Origin of the sequence: Burkholderia sp. RF2-non_BP3, assembly GCF_001522185.1 — a bacterium.
GTDB classification, from domain to species: domain Bacteria; phylum Pseudomonadota; class Gammaproteobacteria; order Burkholderiales; family Burkholderiaceae; genus Burkholderia; species Burkholderia diffusa.
Genome location: NZ_LOSU01000011.1, coordinates 174,104 through 190,176, shown reverse-complemented (window position 1 = coordinate 190,176; position 16,073 = coordinate 174,104). Strand labels below are relative to the sequence as shown.

At 67.4% G+C, this 16,073-nt stretch carries 15 protein-coding genes; 4 read left to right on the top strand and 11 right to left on the bottom strand.

All coding sequences use genetic code 11. From position 1 onward, the window contains the following. The first annotated feature begins 43 nt into the window (after positions 1–43). Entirely contained in the window at positions 44–454 is a 411-nt protein-coding gene (locus WS45_RS05350; protein ID WP_059698608.1) for an ACT domain-containing protein, read from the top strand. 102 nt (positions 455–556) lie between these two features. On the opposite strand, the gene WS45_RS05345 is transcribed toward WS45_RS05350, so the two are convergent. Together WS45_RS05345 and uraH are read right to left on the bottom strand one after the other, a co-directional pair. Continuing rightward, complete coding sequence (locus WS45_RS05345; protein WP_059698607.1) at positions 557–1,750, bottom strand: urate hydroxylase PuuD; 1,194 nt, start codon at positions 1,748–1,750, stop codon at positions 557–559. A gap of 53 nt (positions 1,751–1,803) precedes the next feature. Next, the gene (uraH, locus tag WS45_RS05340; protein ID WP_011657188.1) at positions 1,804–2,157 is read right to left on the bottom strand and encodes a hydroxyisourate hydrolase; all 354 of its coding nucleotides are present in this window, start codon (positions 2,155–2,157) and stop codon (positions 1,804–1,806) included. A gap of 512 nt (positions 2,158–2,669) precedes the next feature. Between uraH and WS45_RS05335 the strand changes: the two genes are divergently transcribed. Continuing rightward, the gene (locus tag WS45_RS05335; protein ID WP_059529598.1) at positions 2,670–4,082 is read left to right on the top strand and encodes an 8-oxoguanine deaminase; all 1,413 of its coding nucleotides are present in this window, start codon (positions 2,670–2,672) and stop codon (positions 4,080–4,082) included. A gap of 127 nt (positions 4,083–4,209) precedes the next feature. Here the strand turns inward: WS45_RS05335 and WS45_RS05330 are convergent, their stop codons facing one another. Both WS45_RS05330 and WS45_RS05325 read right to left on the bottom strand, forming a co-directional pair. Then, complete coding sequence (locus WS45_RS05330; protein ID WP_006762467.1) at positions 4,210–5,139, bottom strand: LysR substrate-binding domain-containing protein; 930 nt, start codon at positions 5,137–5,139, stop codon at positions 4,210–4,212. 221 nt (positions 5,140–5,360) lie between these two features. Further along, the gene (locus WS45_RS05325) at positions 5,361–5,570 is read right to left on the bottom strand and encodes a dodecin (protein ID WP_006755984.1); all 210 of its coding nucleotides are present in this window, start codon (positions 5,568–5,570) and stop codon (positions 5,361–5,363) included. 135 nt (positions 5,571–5,705) lie between these two features. Here WS45_RS05325 and WS45_RS05320 point away from each other — a divergent pair, with 135 nt between their 5' ends. After that, positions 5,706–6,599: an NAD(P)-dependent oxidoreductase gene (locus tag WS45_RS05320; protein WP_059698605.1), complete on the top strand. Its 894-nt coding sequence runs from the start codon at positions 5,706–5,708 to the stop codon at positions 6,597–6,599. A 77-nt stretch (positions 6,600–6,676) separates the two neighbouring features. Here the strand turns inward: WS45_RS05320 and WS45_RS05315 are convergent, their stop codons facing one another. The 4 genes from WS45_RS05315 to WS45_RS05300 all read right to left on the bottom strand — a co-directional run bounded on the left by WS45_RS05315 (position 6,677) and on the right by WS45_RS05300 (position 10,069). Further along, on the bottom strand, positions 6,677–7,123 hold the full coding sequence (locus WS45_RS05315) for a hypothetical protein (protein ID WP_027784713.1): 447 nt from the start codon (positions 7,121–7,123) through the stop codon (positions 6,677–6,679). Between the two features lie 331 nt (positions 7,124–7,454). Continuing rightward, the gene (gene mscL / locus WS45_RS05310) at positions 7,455–7,886 is read right to left on the bottom strand and encodes a large conductance mechanosensitive channel protein MscL (protein WP_059529603.1); all 432 of its coding nucleotides are present in this window, start codon (positions 7,884–7,886) and stop codon (positions 7,455–7,457) included. Between the two features lie 248 nt (positions 7,887–8,134). Next, positions 8,135–9,310 carry a tetratricopeptide repeat protein gene (locus tag WS45_RS05305; protein WP_059698603.1) on the bottom strand — a complete coding sequence of 392 codons (1,176 nt, stop codon included), beginning with the start codon at positions 9,308–9,310 and terminating at the stop codon, positions 8,135–8,137. 78 nt (positions 9,311–9,388) lie between these two features. Then, the gene (locus tag WS45_RS05300; protein WP_044843730.1) at positions 9,389–10,069 is read right to left on the bottom strand and encodes a PspA/IM30 family protein; all 681 of its coding nucleotides are present in this window, start codon (positions 10,067–10,069) and stop codon (positions 9,389–9,391) included. A 437-nt stretch (positions 10,070–10,506) separates the two neighbouring features. On the opposite strand from WS45_RS05300, the gene WS45_RS05295 reads away from it, so the two are divergent. Then, positions 10,507–13,026, top strand: coding sequence for a penicillin-binding protein 1A (locus WS45_RS05295; RefSeq protein ID WP_059698601.1), 2,520 nt, complete (start codon positions 10,507–10,509; stop codon positions 13,024–13,026). A gap of 87 nt (positions 13,027–13,113) precedes the next feature. Here WS45_RS05295 and WS45_RS05290 read toward each other — a convergent pair whose 3' ends face one another. The 3 genes from WS45_RS05290 to argE all read right to left on the bottom strand — a co-directional run bounded on the left by WS45_RS05290 (position 13,114) and on the right by argE (position 16,018). After that, on the bottom strand, positions 13,114–13,584 hold the full coding sequence (locus tag WS45_RS05290; protein ID WP_059698598.1) for a DUF3574 domain-containing protein: 471 nt from the start codon (positions 13,582–13,584) through the stop codon (positions 13,114–13,116). Between the two features lie 133 nt (positions 13,585–13,717). Then, a complete protein-coding gene (locus WS45_RS05285; RefSeq protein ID WP_059698595.1) occupies positions 13,718–14,737 on the bottom strand; it encodes a threonine/serine dehydratase in 1,020 nt (339 codons plus the stop codon). 60 nt (positions 14,738–14,797) lie between these two features. Then, positions 14,798–16,018 carry an acetylornithine deacetylase gene (gene argE / locus WS45_RS05280; RefSeq protein WP_059529624.1) on the bottom strand — a complete coding sequence of 407 codons (1,221 nt, stop codon included), beginning with the start codon at positions 16,016–16,018 and terminating at the stop codon, positions 14,798–14,800. Between the last annotated feature and the right edge of the window lie 55 nt (positions 16,019–16,073).

Here is a 16,073-nt window from a genome sequence, read left to right as displayed (position 1 = left end):
CGCATCGCCACCGCACGACGCCCGGTTCCCGGGCCGTACCACGATGAGCCAACCTGAAAACGACCTCGCGATCCTGTTGCGCACGATGCAGCCCGAACTGCATCGCGGTGCGTTCGCGTTCGTCGCGCTGCCGGCCGATGCCGACATATCGTTATCCGAAGCGATTGCAACGTTCCGCGAAACGGAAGGCATGACCGTCGTCGTCGACGAGGAAACGGCCGCACGTCGCGGCTGGCCGGTGCTGTTCCGCGCAGCGTGGATCACGCTGACGGTGCATTCGGATCTCGCGGCGGTCGGCCTGACGGCCGCGTTCGCGAGCGCCCTCGGCGCGGCCGGCATCAGCTGCAACGTGATGGCCGCCGCGTATCACGATCACATCTTCGTGCCGTTCGACGACGGCCCGCGCGCGCTCGATGCGCTCGTCGCGCTGCAGCGCGACGCGATGCGGAGCTAGCGCGAGACACGTTCCGCGCGGGCAAAAAAACGGGCCCGTTTCCGGGCCCGCGAACGGAGAGGACTGCACCGACCAACCAAGCGGCGGCCGGCGCAGGGCGGCTTACTTGACCGCGCCGCCCTCGAACCAGGCGGCGAGCTTCACGCGCTCGTCGTCGGTCATGTGCGTGACGTTGCCGATCGGCATCGCCTTCAGGCGCACGGCCTGTTCGTAGATGCGTTGTGCGTTCTTCGACACTTCGTCCGGCGTGTCGAACATCACGCCGGCGGGCGCGCTGCCCATCAGCGTCGGCTTCGACGAGTGGCACTCGACGCAGCGCTGCTGCAGGATCGGCATGATGTCGTTGATCACGATCTTCGGTGCGTTCGCCGCCTGCGCTTCCGGTGCGACCGGCTTCGGCATCGTCCACACCAGTGCGCCCGACAACAGCGCGACGCCGCCGATCGGCAGGTACCACAGCTGCTTGCCGCGGTGACGCATCACGAAGAACTGACGGATCAGCGCGCCGGCCAGCATGATCAGCACGAGCACGACCCAGTTGAACTTGTTCGTGTACGTCATCGCATAGTGGTTCGACAGCATCGCGAACACGACCGGCAGCGTGAAATACGTGTTGTGCACCGAACGCTGCTTGCCGCGCTTGCCGTAGATCGGGTTCGGCTCTTCGCCCTTGAGCATCTTGTCGACCATCTTGCGCTGGCCCGGGATGATCACGAAGAACACGTTCGCCGACATGATCGTCGCGAGCATCGCGCCGACGATCAGGTACGCCGCACGGCCCGAGAAGATGTGGCACGCGAGGTACGCGGCGACGACGACGTAGAGGCCGACGCAGATGCCCAGCACGCGATCGTTGGTGCCGAGGATGCGGCACAGCGAGTCGTAGACGATCCAGCCGGCCGCGAGGAAGCCGAGGGCGGACGCGACGGCGACCACGGGGCCCATGTCGAGCACGCTCTTGTCGATCAGATACGTGTTCGGTGCGAGCAGGTACAGCACGAAGAACAGCGAGAAGCCCGACAGCCAGGTCGTGTACGACGGCCACTTCGACCAGTGCAGGTCATCCGGCATTTCCGGCGGGGCGACCGTGTACTTCTGCATGTTGTAGAAACCGCCGCCGTGGACGTGCCACAGCTCGCCGAACACGCCGCGCTTGCGCTGGTTCGCGTCGGTCGGCGGTTTCAGGCTGTTGTCGAGCGCGACGAAATAGAAGGACTCGCCGATCCACGCAATGGCGACGATGACGTGCAGCCATCGCAGCGCGAGGTTCAGCCAGTCGGTGATGAAGCCTTCCATGAAACTCCTCCAGACTCAGATCGTTGTCTTTGATGCGGGCGCCGATGCGTGTGTCAGCTGCCGCGATAGGTGCTGTACGACCACGGCGACACGAGCAGCGGCACGTGGTAGTGCGATGCGGTGTCGGCGATGCCGAAGCGCAGCACGACGCGGTCGACGAAGCGGGGTTCGGGCACCTTCACGCCGAGCGACGCGAAGTAGTCGCCGGCATGGAACACGAGTTCGTATTCGCCGGCGGCGAGCGCGGCGCCTTCGAGCAGGGGTTCGTCGCAGCGGCCGTCGCTATTGGTCAGCACGGTCTTGATCGCGCGGCGCGATTCGCCGTCCAGCGCGTAGAGGTCCACCTTGATGGCAGCGCCGGGGCGACCGTGTGCCGTATCGAGTACGTGGGTAGTGAGCTTTCCCATTCGCAATTGTCCTTGTGTGAATGCGAGGTTCGGCGGCGACTCGATCCATTGACTGTGCGGCGGATCGAGGCTCCACGTCACGTGGCTACATACCCGTCGGCGAGAGTGAAGCGAGCGCCGTGCAGGCATTGTAAAAAGGTTCCCCGTGCAAATACGGGCGCGATATCAAAGATAATGCGCCGCGCATGAACCGCTGTCGACGCCCCGCCGGAAGCGGCCGGCGGCCCGGGATTCCGGCGCCTGCCGGGGCCGCGCGCGGCGTACCATATCGAATCCGTGAAGCGCGGTATTCCGGATCGCGCATTGTGCGTTGCGCGCGCTTGGGCGATGCTCCGGCCGTGCGCGTCGGGCCGTGGGCCCGCGCGTACCCCGAAGACGGCATTCACGCCGGGTAACCGGGCCAGCGCGTTCGAACGGACGCAGGCACCGGGGCGTGCCGCGAATCAGCGTTCGAACGGCCTTGTGACGGCCTCCGGGAGCGGCTCCCGGGGGCAGAACGACGCGGAGAACGCATGAACCTCGAGCAGCACGCCGGCGCACGCGCGCCGCACCCATCCTCATCCCGCCCGACGACCCTGCTGGTCAAGCACGCCGACGTGCTCGTGACCATGGACGACACGCGCCGCGAATTGCGCGACGCGGGCCTCTATATCGAAGACAACCGGATCGTCGCGGTCGGCCCGAGCGCCGAGTTGCCCGATACCGCCGACGAAGTGCTCGACCTGCGCGGCCACCTCGTGATCCCGGGGCTCGTGAACACGCATCACCACATGTACCAGAGCCTCACGCGCGCGGTGCCGGCCGCGCAGAACGCCGAGCTGTTCGGCTGGCTCACGAACCTGTATCGGATCTGGGCGCACCTGACGCCCGAGATGATCGAGGTGTCGACGCTGACCGCGATGGCCGAGCTGCTGCAGTCGGGCTGCACGACGTCGAGCGATCATCTGTACATCTATCCGAACGGCAGCCGGCTCGACGACAGCATCGGCGCCGCGCAGCGAATCGGCATGCGCTTTCACGCGAGCCGCGGCGCGATGAGCGTCGGCCAGCGCGACGGCGGGCTGCCGCCCGATTCGGTCGTCGAGCGCGAGCCCGACATCCTGCGCGACGCGCAGCGCCTGATCGAGACCTATCACGACGAAGGTCGCTACGCGATGCTGCGGGTGGTGGTCGCGCCGTGCTCGCCGTTCTCGGTGAGCCGCGGCCTGATGCGCGACGCTGCCGTGCTGGCGCGCGACTACGGCGTGTCGCTGCACACGCACCTGGCCGAGAACGTCAACGACATCGCGTACAGCCGCGAGAAGTTCGGGATGACGCCCGCCGAATACGCGGAAGATCTCGGCTGGGTCGGCCACGACGTATGGCACGCGCACTGCGTGCAGCTCGACGATGCGGGCATCGGCCTGTTCGCGCGCACCGGCACCGGCGTCGCGCACTGTCCATGTTCGAACATGCGGCTCGCGTCGGGTATCGCGCCGGTGAAGAAGATGCGTCTCGCGGGTGTGCCGGTCGGACTCGGCGTCGACGGTTCCGCGTCGAACGACGGTGCGCAGATGGTCGCGGAAGTGCGGCAGGCGCTGCTGCTGCAGCGGGTCGGTTTCGGGCCCGACGCGATGACCGCGCGCGAGGCGCTCGAGATCGCGACGCTGGGCGGCGCGAAGGTGCTGAACCGCGACGACATCGGCGCGCTGAAGCCCGGCATGGCCGCGGACTTCGCCGCATTCGACCTGCGCCAGCCGCTATTCGCGGGCGCGCTGCACGATCCGGTCGCGGCGCTCGTGTTCTGCGCGCCGTCGCAGACGGCGTACACGGTGGTGAACGGGAAGGTGGTGGTGCGGGAAGGGCGGCTCGCGACGCTCGACCTGCCGCCGGTCATCGAGCGTCACAACGCGCTGGCGCAGGCACTCGTGGAGGCGTCGCGCTGACGCATCGATGTGAAGGCCGCGCCGCGCGTCGCGGATCGGGCGCGGGGTGGCGGTGGCGGCCGCCACACGCCGCGCATCGCACCGGGCCGCACCGCGACGGCATGGCCGGCGCGTGCGTCGTGCGCGCTTACGCCTCGATCAGCGTGCGGGTCGCTTCGGCGACGAGGCTGCGCAGCCAGCGCACCTCGTCGGAGTAGTGGCAGCGTTCGTGCCACAGCTGGTAATACTGCATCGGCGGAAAGTCGAGCGGCGCCGGCACGACCGACAGCGGCAGGAATTTCGCGTAGTGATCGGCGAACAGGCGCGTCGTCGTGAAGATCAGGTCGGACTTCACCAGCACGTACGGTGCGAGGTTGAAGTACGGCAGCGTGACGACCACATGACGCTTGAGCCGTTCGCGCGCGAGATGCACGTCGATCGCGCCGCGCTGGCCGACCGAGTACGGCGTCGGCGCGAGATGCGGCGCGTTCAGGTACTGGTCGAGCGTGAGCCCGCCGCGCTTCGCGAACGGGTGCGTGTTGCTCATCAGGCAGACGATTTCGTCGACGAACAGGTTCGACAGATGCAGTTGCTCGGGCGGCTCGGGCCAGTTCCCGACGACGATGTCGAGCTTGCCGTCTTCCAGCGCGAGCTCGTAGTCGAATGCGGGGCCGAGCGAGTGGAACTCGAGCGTCGCGTTCGGCGCCGCCTGGCGGAAGCGTTCGACGACGGTCGGCACGAACAGCACGTTCAGGTAGTCGGGGCAGCCGATCCGGTAGCAGCGGATCGACGTGGCCGGGTCGAAATTGTGCTGCTGGAACTTGATGCGCTCGATTTCGCGCAGTGCGTTCTGCACCGGCTCGAGCAGGCGCAATCCGTATTCGGTCGGGACCATGCCGGACTTGCCGCGCACGAGCAGCGGGTCGCCGGTGATGTCGCGCAGGCGCCGCAGTGCGGCGCTGATCGCCGGTTGCGACTGGTTCAGTTTGACGGCCGCGCGCGTGACGCTGCGCTCCATCAACAAGGTGTGCAAGACGCGCAAGAGGTACGTGTCGATCGCCTCGCGTTGCTGACTCATGATTTCTCCAGTTTATATGGCTGGGCTGATCGAGGGGTGATGTGGGTATATGGTTTTTAATATGAACGAAAGTCAGCGTCAAGAGATGGATACCCGCAGACGCGCGCCGGCCGGGCCTCGCGGAGGGGGCTGAACGGGGCGTGATGCGGGTGGGCGCGGCACCGCGCGGATGCGCATTGCACGCATCCGGGGGCCAGGGCACCGCGCGTGACGCGCGTGCGTCAGTCGTCGATGCGCATGCCGACTTTCAGCGTGACCTGCCAGTGGATGACCTGGTCGCCTTCGATGTGGCCGCGCGTTTCGGTGACCTGGAACCAGTGCAGGTTGTGCAGCGTCTTGCCGGCTTTCGAGATCGCGTTGCGGATGGCGTCGTCGCACGATTGCCGCGATGAACCGGTCAGTTCGATCAGCTTGTAGACGTGGTCGCTCATGATGCGCTCCCTGGGTTGTCGGTGTGTGCGGCCGGCGCAAGCGGCGGGCCCGAGACGGCGCCGTGCGTGTCCGGCTTCTTGAGTGATAGGTATGATGGGCGGCAAGTGCAACCCCAATTGGAGACGAGGAACATCGTGGAAGTCGGATTTTGCGGACCGGGATTGATGGGCGCGCCGATGATTCGGCATTTGCTGGCGGCGGGCCATCGGGTCAGCGTATGGAACCGGACGCGCGCCAAGGCCGAGGAGCTCGAAAAGGATGGTGCGCAGGTGGTCGACACGCCGCGCGAACTGGCCGAGCGCGTCGACACGGTATTCGTGTGCGTGCTCGACGGCCGCGCGGTCGGCGACGTCGCGTTCGGCGAGCACGGGCTCCTTGCCGGCGATCCGAATGCGCGTCGCCTGAAGCGCATCGTCGATCATTCGAGCATTCCGCCTGCGGCGACGCGCGACTACGCGGCGCGCGCGGCCGCGCTCGGCGTCGGCTGGATCGACGCGCCGGTGTCGGGCGGCGTGCCCGGCGCGCAGGCCGGCACGCTCGCGGTGATGGCGGGCGGCGGCGAGGCCGACCTCGACGCGGTGCGGCCGCTGATCGACACCTACGCGTCGCGCATCACGCACATGGGCGACGCGGGCGCGGGCCAGACCGCGAAACTCTGCAACCAGGCGATCGTTACCGCGACGGTGACCGCGATCGCGGAAGCGGTCGGCCTCGCCCAGGCGAGCGGCATCGACGCTGCGCGTCTGGCCGACGCGCTGGCGGGCGGGTGGGCCGATTCGGTGCTGCTGCAGACTTTCGTGCCGCGCATGACGTCAGGCGGTCATCCGCCGATCGGCGCGCTGAGCACGTTCCAGAAGGACGTCGACGCGATCGCCGACGCCGCGCGCGACACCGGCGCGGTGATGCCCGTATCGGCCACGGTGCAGCAGGTGCTGCGGCTGGGCGCCGCGCAGGGGCTCGCCGGTGCCGATTTCGCCGCGTTCATCGACATCGTCCGGCCCGGCAACGGGCGTGCGACGGCGCGGTGATCGCGCGGCGACGGTGAAGCGGGAAGCCTGAATGGCCGATGGGCCGCCCGGAGGCGGCCCATCGTGTCGGTGTCGGTTCAGCCGAGGGAGCGCGGTGTCGTATCGCCGGCGTTCTGGCGTCCGAGGCCGCCGCGCAGGCTCGCCTTCGTGCCTGCACCAAATTCGGGCAGGATGCGCGCGCGGGCGCGGCTCGCGAACACGAGGAAGCCGAAGCCGTTCGCCTCGTACCAGTACCCGCCGTTCTCGAGGCCGTCGAGCGGTTGTTCGAGTGCGTTGGCGATCGATTCGATGCAGCGCTTGCGCAGTTCGGCGATGGCCGGATAGGGCGGCTGAGCGCCGCGCACGCTGCACAGGAGCACGTCGAGGCCGGGCAGCACATGCGCATAGAGGACGGGCTCGTCCTGCGCACGGGCGCGGGCAATCTTGGTGTCGAGCTGCGCGAACGGTTTCGAGTGGCGCAATACCGCGAGGAACGACTCCTGGCCGTCCTGTTGCGCACGTCGACGTTTTTTCGGGAAGGACATAAACACTCGCCTCAAAAACAATTGCAAGAAATGCGGCACTTTCATGCGACCCACTCCCGGCTATGTACGCCGCATGTCGATCCTTTATAGCACACGAAAATGCTGCACTCGTGCGGTACGACGATCAATGTCTCCCGTCGACCCGCTTGCCACGATGATCGACACAGCCAGCGTCTTGGCGCCCGTACTGTCGTTTAGTCTCCATCATAGACCTGCTTTTCCCGCGCGTGCATTCGCGCGTCACAAAAAAGTGAGACAGGCCGCGCACGGCGCGCGCCCATGAAAAAGGCCCGCACTTGGCGGGCCCGGCGGATGCTGCGTCGCGCGGTGCTCAGCGTTGCTTGAGCGAATCGCGGATCTCGCGCAGCAGCACGGTGTCTTCCGGCGTCGCGGCCGGCGCGGCTTCGTCAGGCTTGCGCAGCTTGTTGATGAATTTCACCATCAGGAAGATGATGAACGCGAGGATCACGAAATTGATCGCCACGGTGATGAACGAGCCGTAGCCGAATGCGGCGACGCCCGCGGCCTGCAGGTCCTTGAACGAATCGGGATTACCCTTGAACGACGGAGGGATGGTGCCGAGCAGAACGAACTTGTTCGAGAAATCCAGACCGCCCGTCAGCACGCCGATGACCGGCATGATGAGGTCTTTCACGACCGAGTCGACGATCTTCGAGAATGCGCCACCGATGATCACGCCGACGGCGAGATCCATCACATTGCCTTTGACGGCGAACTCCTTGAATTCCTTGATTATGCTCATGAGCGGCTTTCTCCTGGTTGGGCGAGGGGAGGCGTGCCGCGACGCGCAGGGCTGCGAAGCGTCTGGCGGGTCGGAGGGGGATCGGAGGCACGCCGATGGCCGCATGATAGCGAACGTGCCCCATTGCCGGTAGCCCATCTTGAAATGATTAACAAATCACAAATGGGCCGGTGCGAGCGGAAATGAAAGGAAGCGCGGTGTGAGGCGGCGGGCGCGGCGCGATGCGTCGACGCCCGCGTGTGCACGGCTCAGGTGTTGTCGTCGGTCCAGCCGTCGTCGTTGCTGCCGAGATCGACGCCGCCACCGCCGTTGCCGTCGCTCCAGTTCGCGTTGTCGCCGCGGCCGAAGTCGAAGCCCGGATCGTTGTTCTCCTGGGGCCGGCGCTGGTCGTCGACGATCACGTCGCGTTCGACCACGCGTTCGCGGCCGCCGGACATCGCCTCGCCGAGCAGCACGCCCGTCAGCAGCCCGCCCATGCCGCCGCCGAAGCCACCGCCTTGCTGGACCACGACGGGCGGCTGCTGTTGCGGATACGGCTGCTGCGGGTACGGTTGCTGCTGATATGGCTGGCCTTGCATGCCGGTCATGCGATCGGCTTCCTGCGCATACACGGAGCCGCCGCCGTTCGCGGGCGCCGCGGGCTGCGCGCTCGGATCGGGGCGGCCCTCGACGCGCGCCTTCACGCTCGCATGTCGCTGTTCGAGTTCGTCGATGCGATACGGCGGCACCGGGTTCTTGCCGTTCGACAGCGTCTCGACGAGCGTGCGTGCGTCGGTCTCGATGCCTTCGAGTTCGCCGGTGAGCGCGGCGGCGCCCGGCGCCGTCGACAGCTTCGCGTCGAGTTTCAGCGGACGGATGTCGTTCAGCACGTCGGTCGCGCGCTTCAATTGCGTGCGGCGTTCGTCGTCGGCGCGGCTGTTGTCGGCGGAGCGCGCGCGCCGCAACGTCCAGCGCAGCACCAGCGCGATGATCGCGACGATCAGCCCGAGGCCGATCCACATGCCGGTCGACGGATCGTGCTTCGCGACCGGCGCGGCGGGCGCGAGCGACGACTGCAACGAACCGGCCTGGGTGGCCGACGGTGCGTTGCCGCCGGTGCGCGCGGCGTCGGCGCGAATGCGCGATTCGGTCTGCGCGAAACGCGACGCGTCGGTGAAGCGCAGTTGCGGATCGAGCGACTTCGCCCGCTGCAGTTGCGCGAGCGCGTCGGACGCGCGGCCTTCGCGGTCCAGCACCTGGGCGTACAGGTAGCGCGCATGCGCATTGTTCGGATGCGCGTCGATGACTTGCGACAGCTGCGTGTCGGCTTGCTGCCAGTTGCGCTGCGCGATCGATTGCTCGACCTGCTGCAGCGACGGGACCGCAAACGCGGCGGACGACAGCAGCATCAGCGAAAGGCCGAGAGCGGCGAGAGATTTCTTCATGGTCGAACCGGGCGCGAGCGCCCGTCTCCTGACGATCGGTGCGCGCCGCGGGCCCGGCGGGCCGCGGCGCGGTTGCCGTTACTGCGCGGGCGTGTCGAGCTGCTTCTTCAGCGCGGCGAGGCGGTCCTCGACCGACGGGCCCTTGTTCAGCGCGGCGAGCTTGTCGTCGAGCGCCTTGCCGCTCGACGTGTCGGCCGAATTCAGGCGGGCGTCCGAGCGCGCGTTCTGCAGCGCGACCTTGTCCTCGAGCTTCTGGAAGTCCTCGGACAGGTTCTTGCCGCCGATGCCGCCCAGCGCGCTGGCCGCGACGTCCTTCGCCTGCGCGATTTCCTGCTTGGCCTGCAGGATGTTCGAGCGCGCGTTCAGGTCGTTGCGGCGCTGACGCATGTCGGCGATCTGCCCCTTCAGCTTGTCGACCGACGGCTCGAGCGTCGTCAGTTCGGCCGCGAGCGCATCGCGCTCGGCTTCCGCGTTCGACTGCGCGGCGAGCGCCTCGCGTGCGAGCGCTTCGTCGCCGGCCTGCAGCGCGCGCTTCGCGCCGTCCTCGTACTTCTTCACCTTGTCGTCGGCCGCATCGCGCTTGCTGCGCTGGGTCGCGACTTGTGCCTCGATCTCGATCAGCGAATTCTCGGCACGGCCGATGCTGTCGTCGAGCTCCCGCACGATCTGCCGTGCGTCGCGCGACGGATCCTGTACCGAGTCGGCCGCATCGTTCAGCAGGCCTTTGATCGTGCGCGAAACAGAGTCGAAAAGCGACATGAAATCCTCCGTGGTTGAAAGGTGCCGCGTCGGCGGCAATACCCGTCGCGAATCGGTTCCGACCCGCGTGAGCTGGCGGATATTACACCGCCGGCCCCTTAAATACGGCTTAAGTGCCGGAGTTCAAGCGCGAGGCGTGTGCGGACTTCCACCTTTCGCATCTGAAAGAAACGGCGCGGCACGCGCCGGGTTGCGAGTCCATGATAGGCGGAGCATGGCGCCGATACGTTCCGCAATTCACGCTTGTGCGGGAATTTTTACAAAAAATCGCGAAGCCGATCGGTCGATTTCATTAAAATGCGCTGTCACGTCGCGGGAACGGATCGCCGCGCGGCGGGGTCTGTCGACGTGACAGTTGCCACGATGCACCCACTCTGATTCATCCGCTTGCATTTTCCGCATGCGTCCGAGGGCGCCACGCCGCCCGCCATTCCGACATGCCAATTATCAAACGACCGTCTTCTTCTTCCGATCGGAACGAACCTCACTACACGTTGCGCCGTTCGCCGTCGGGAGCCTATTACCCCGATGACGACGACCGCGGCGACGACCGGCGCGCGCAGCGTCGCGGCGGCGGGGGCGGCGATCGCCGTTCGTTCGGCTCGCGCGTCGCGCTGTGGTTCGTCGGCCTGTTCGCGACGCTCGCGATCGTCGGTGCGCTGATCGTCGGCTACGCACTCGTCGTGATGGCGCCGCAGCTGCCGTCGCTCGATGCGCTGACCAACTACCAGCCGAAGGTGCCGCTGCGCGTGTTTACCGCCGATCACGTGCTGATCGGCGAGTTCGGCGAGGAGCGCCGCAGCCTCGTGCGCTTCCAGGACATTCCCGACGTGATGAAGAAGGCGGTGCTCGCGATCGAGGACTACCGCTTCTACGAGCACGGCGGCGTGGACTTCCTCGGCATTCTGCGCGCGGGCGTCGCCGACCTGATGCACGGCGGCGCGCGCCAGGGCGCGAGCACGATCACGATGCAGGTCGCGCGCAACTTCTTCCTGTCGAGCGAGAAGACGTATACGCGCAAGATCTACGAGATGCTGCTCGCGTACAAGATCGAAAAGGCCCTGACGAAGGACCAGATCCTCGAGCTGTACATGAACCAGATCTACCTGGGCCAGCGCTCGTACGGTTTCGCGGCCGCCGCGCGCGTGTATTTCGGCAAGGACCTGAAGGACATCACGCTCGCGGAAGCGGCGATGCTCGCGGGGCTGCCGAAGGCGCCGTCCGCGTATAACCCGGTCGTCAATCCGAAGCGCGCGAAGGTGCGTCAGGAGTACATCCTGAAGCGCATGCTCGAGATCGGCTACATCACGCAGCCGCAGTACGACCAGGCGGTGAAGGAAGAGATCCACGTGCGCACGCCGGGCAACCAGTACGCGGTGCACGGCGAATACGTCGCCGAGATGGTGCGGCAGATGATGTACCAGCAATACAAGGACGAAACCTATACGCGCGGGCTGACCGTCACGACGACGATCAACTCGGCCGACCAGGAAGCGGCGTACCAGGCCGTGCGTCGCGGCATTCTCGATTACGAGCGCCGCCACGGCTATCGCGGGCCGGAAGGCTCGATCAACCTGCCGGCGGCCGGCGACGATCGCGACGAGGCGATCGACGATGCGCTCGCCGATCACCCGGACAACGGCGACCTGCAGTCGGCGGTGGTGCTGGCCGCGTCGCCGAACGCGGTCGAGGTGCAGTTCGTCGGCGGCGCGACGACGACGATCGGCCCGGCCGGGCTGCGCTTCGTGTCGGCCGCGCTGAGCCCGCGCGCGAACGCGACGCTGCGGATCAAGCCGGGCTCGATCGTGCGCGTGCTGAAGGACGGCAAGGCGGGCTGGCAGGTCGTGCAGCTGCCGCAGGTCGAAGGCGCGCTCGTCGCGATCGCGCCGCAGGACGGTGCGATCCGCTCGCTCGTCGGCGGCTTCGACTTCAACAAGAGCAAGTTCAACCACGTGACGCAGGCGTGGCGCCAGCCGGGTTCGTCGTTCAAGCCGTTCATCTATTCGGCGTCGCTCGACAAGGGCCTCGGACCGGCGACGATCATCAACGATGCGCCGTTGTACTTCCCGCCGAGCGTGCCGGGCGGCACCGCGTGGGAGCCGAAGGACGACGATCAGCCCGACGGCCCGATGTCGATGCGCACGGGCCTGCAGCGTTCGAAGAACCTGGTCTCGATCCGGATTCTCGCGTCGATCGGCACGCAGTACGCGCAGGAGTACGTGACGCAGCGCTTCGGCTTCGATCCGGCGAAGACGCCGCCGTACCTGCCGATGGCGCTGGGTGCCGGCCTCGTGACGCCGCTGCAGCTCGCGACCGGCTATGCGGTGTTCGCGAACGGCGGCTACAAGGTCGATCCGTACCTGATCGCCGAAGTCGACGACGCGCGCGGCCAGCCGCTGCAGAAGTCGCAGCCGGTGATCGCCGGCGGCACCGCGCCGCGCACGATCGAAGGCCGCAACGCATACGTGATGAACAGCCTGCTGCACACGGTCGCGACGGCCGGCACGGGCGCGGGCACCAACGCGCTCGGCCGAAGCGACCTGCAGGGCAAGACGGGTACGACGAACGATGCGAAGGACGGCTGGTTCGCCGGCTACCAGCAGTCGCTCGTCGCCGTCGCGTGGATGGGCTTCGACCAGCCGAAGAGCCTCGGCAGCCGCGAATTCGGCGCGCAGCTCGCGCTGCCGATCTGGGTGAACTACATGCGCACCGCGCTGAACGGCGTGCCCGAGCAGCAGATGCCGATGCCGGACGGGCTGACCTCGATCGACGGCGAGCTTTACTACGCGGATCGCACGCCGGGCAACGGCTTCGTCGCGAGCGTGGACATCAACCCGGCCGCGAACGCGATCAGCGCGAACGACGCGCTCGGCTCGGCCGGCTCGGAGGGGCTCGCGCCGCCGCCCGTCACGCAGCAGGAGAAGCAGCAGATCATGGACATGTTCCAGAACAAGTAAGCGATACGCGGATGTTTCGCATGCGACGGGCGCCTTCGGGCGCCCGTTTTCTTTTGCGTGTCGCCGTGCGCCGGCGATGACGACGAATCAGAACGACGCGCAGGCCGGCACGAGCGTGATGCCGACGGACTCCTGCCGGAAGCGCTCGCGGTACGCTTGCCGGATCTCGGCAAGCCGCGCGTGCGTGTTGGGCGTATCGTCGGCGACGATGCGGACCACGAAACTCGCTTCGCGGATGATCTGGCCGGTGGCGCGGTCGCGCCATTGGCCGCGGGTGTCCCAGTAGGTGAAGCCGTCCGGGAAGCGCGGCGTGACGACGTCGGCGAGGAACGCCGCGCGTTCCGCATCGGTGACGGGGCCGCGTCCGGCGATATCGCGCCCGAACAGCAGGTCGGCCTGCAGCATCCGGTGCGCGTCCGGCTGCACGCAGGCCGTGGGCGTGTCGACGACGGGCGAGGGCGGCGCCGCGCAACCGGCGAGCAGCGCGATGGCGGCGGTGCCGATCGCGTGATGCGCGCGACGCCGCCACGTCGCGGGACGTGCGTTCGAAGGCGGCATCTGCCTATTTCGCGTCCGGCGTGCTTCGCGCGCGTAAAACGCTGCGCGCTCAACCACTTGCGTGCATGTTCGGCGGGTTATCAACAGGGCTGTCAACATAAACTGGGGATAACCCGGGGTGCCGTGCACGGCGTCAGTGCTGCAGCTTCGCGTGCGCGAGATGCATGCCGAGCGTCGCGGGGTCGGTGTTCGTGCCCGACAGCAGCACGCCGATCCGCTTGCCCTGCAGCGTTTCGCGCAGCGGGCCGAGCAGCGCCGCGAGCGCGGCCGCGCACGCCGGTTCGACCGCCAGCTTCAGGTGAGAAAACAGGAACAGCATCGCCGCGCGCAGCGCGTCGTCGGACACCGTGACGATGCGGTCGACGTGGCGCCGGCACAGCTGGTAGCTGTATTCCTCGGTGTGCGGCGCCATCAGCGAGTCGGCGATGGTCTGCATCGCGGTCATCTTGATCGTGTGATTCGCCGCGAAGCTGCGGCTCATCGCATCGGCGCCTTCCGGTTCGACGCCATACACGTGCACGCGCGGATTCGCGAGCCGCAGCGCGGTCGCCATGCCGGCCGCGAGCCCGCCGCCGCCGATCGGCACGATCACCGCGTCGAGATCGGGCGTCTGCGTCGCCCATTCGTAGCCGAGCGTCGCGGTGCCGAGAATCGTGTGATAGCCGTTGAACGGATGGATGAAGAAGCGGCCTTCCTCGGCCTCGATCCGCCGCACGAGGTCGAATGCCTGCGACGCGCTGCCGGCGAGCACGACTTCGGCGCGGTACTGCTTGCACTGCGCGATGCGCGCCGGGCTCGCGGTATGGAACATCACGACCTTCGCGCTGCTGCCGAGCCGCATCGCCGCGTACGCGACGGCTGCCGCGTGATTGCCGGCCGACACGCACGTGACGCCGGCGTTCTTGCGCGCTTCGTCGAGGGCCATCAGGTGCGTGAACGCGCCGCGCGCCTTGAAGCTGCCGCTCACCTGCAGCAGCTCGAACTTGAAGTTGACGTGCGTGCCCTCGAGGGACGGCAGGTCGGCGCGCTCGAACACGGGCGTGCGCGCGACCCACGGCGACAACGCGAAATGCTGCGCGGCGATTTCGTCGAGCGTCGGAATCGGCTCGCCGTCGATCGTCGTATGGGCGGTGCCCTGTTGTTCAGTCGACATGACGTGGCGGATGGCGGGGTGGGCCGGCCCGCGCACGCAGGCCGGCGTGGCGGGGGGCAGTCAGTGTGCGTCGACCGACATGCTGCGGATGAACTTGCGCAGGAACTGCTCGCAGGCGGCGAGCTGAGCGAGTTCGACATACTCGTTCGGCTTGTGCGCCTGTTCGATGTTGCCGGGCCCGCACACGATGCTCGGAATGCCCGCGCGTTCGAACAGGCCGGCCTCGGTGCCGTATGCGACCTTGCGCTTGTCCTGGTCGGCCGTCAGCGCGCGCACGAGCTGCGTGATCGCGGCCTGTTCGGTCGCATCGAGCCCGGGTGCGGCGGCGATCTTCGAGAACTCGATCGCCGCGTTCGGATGCTCGCGACGCATCTGCGGCAGCAGCGTTTCCTGCGCATACGCTTCGATGCGCGTGAAGATCTGCTCGGGATCGAGCGTCGGCAGGTTGCGGAACTCGAAGTCGAACCGGCATTCGGCCGGCACCGTGTTGATCGCGTTGCCGCCCTGGATCGTGCTCGTCTGCGCGGTCGTGAACGGTACGTCGTACAGCTCGTCGAACGGGCCTTCGGCGCGGAAGCGCTCGGCGATGTCGCGGATGTGGCAGATGAGGCGCGCCGCGTATTCGATCGCGTTCAGGCCTTTCGGCGTCAGCGACGAGTGTGCCGCGTGGCCGCGCACGCAGCATCGATACGCGTTGATGCCCTTGTGCGCGATGATCGGTCGCATGCTGGTCGGCTCGCCGACGATGCAGCCGGACGGCTTCACGCCGCGCTTGACGAGATCGGCGATCAGAAGCGGTGCGCCCGCGCAGCCGATTTCCTCGTCATAGGACAGCGCGAAATGGATCGGCTTCGCGAGCTTCGTCGCCTGCATCTCCGGCAGCAGCGCGAGCGCCGCGCCGATGAAGCCCTTCATGTCGCACGTGCCGCGGCCATACAGGCGGCCGTCGCGCAGCTCCGGCGCGAACGGATTGCTGTCCCACTGCTGGCCGTCGACCGGCACGACGTCGGTGTGCCCCGACAGCACGATGCCGCCGTCGGTCGAGCCGTCGTGCGCGGGCACGGTCGCGAACAGGTTGGCCCAGCCTTCGCGCGGATCGTGCGTGAGCGTCGACACGATGCCTTTCGCGGCCAGTGCGTCGCGCACCGTTTCGATCAGCCCGAGGTTCGGCACGCGGCTCGTCGTGTCCATCGACACCAGCCGCTCGATCCAGGGCAGGCTGACGAGCGAAGCGTCGCCTTGCGGGGCGGCGGACGGCGCGGGCGCGTCGAGTGTGGACATGGCAAAACTCCGTCTGATGAATGGGAAAATCATACTCAAAAACGCGCGCGCCCGC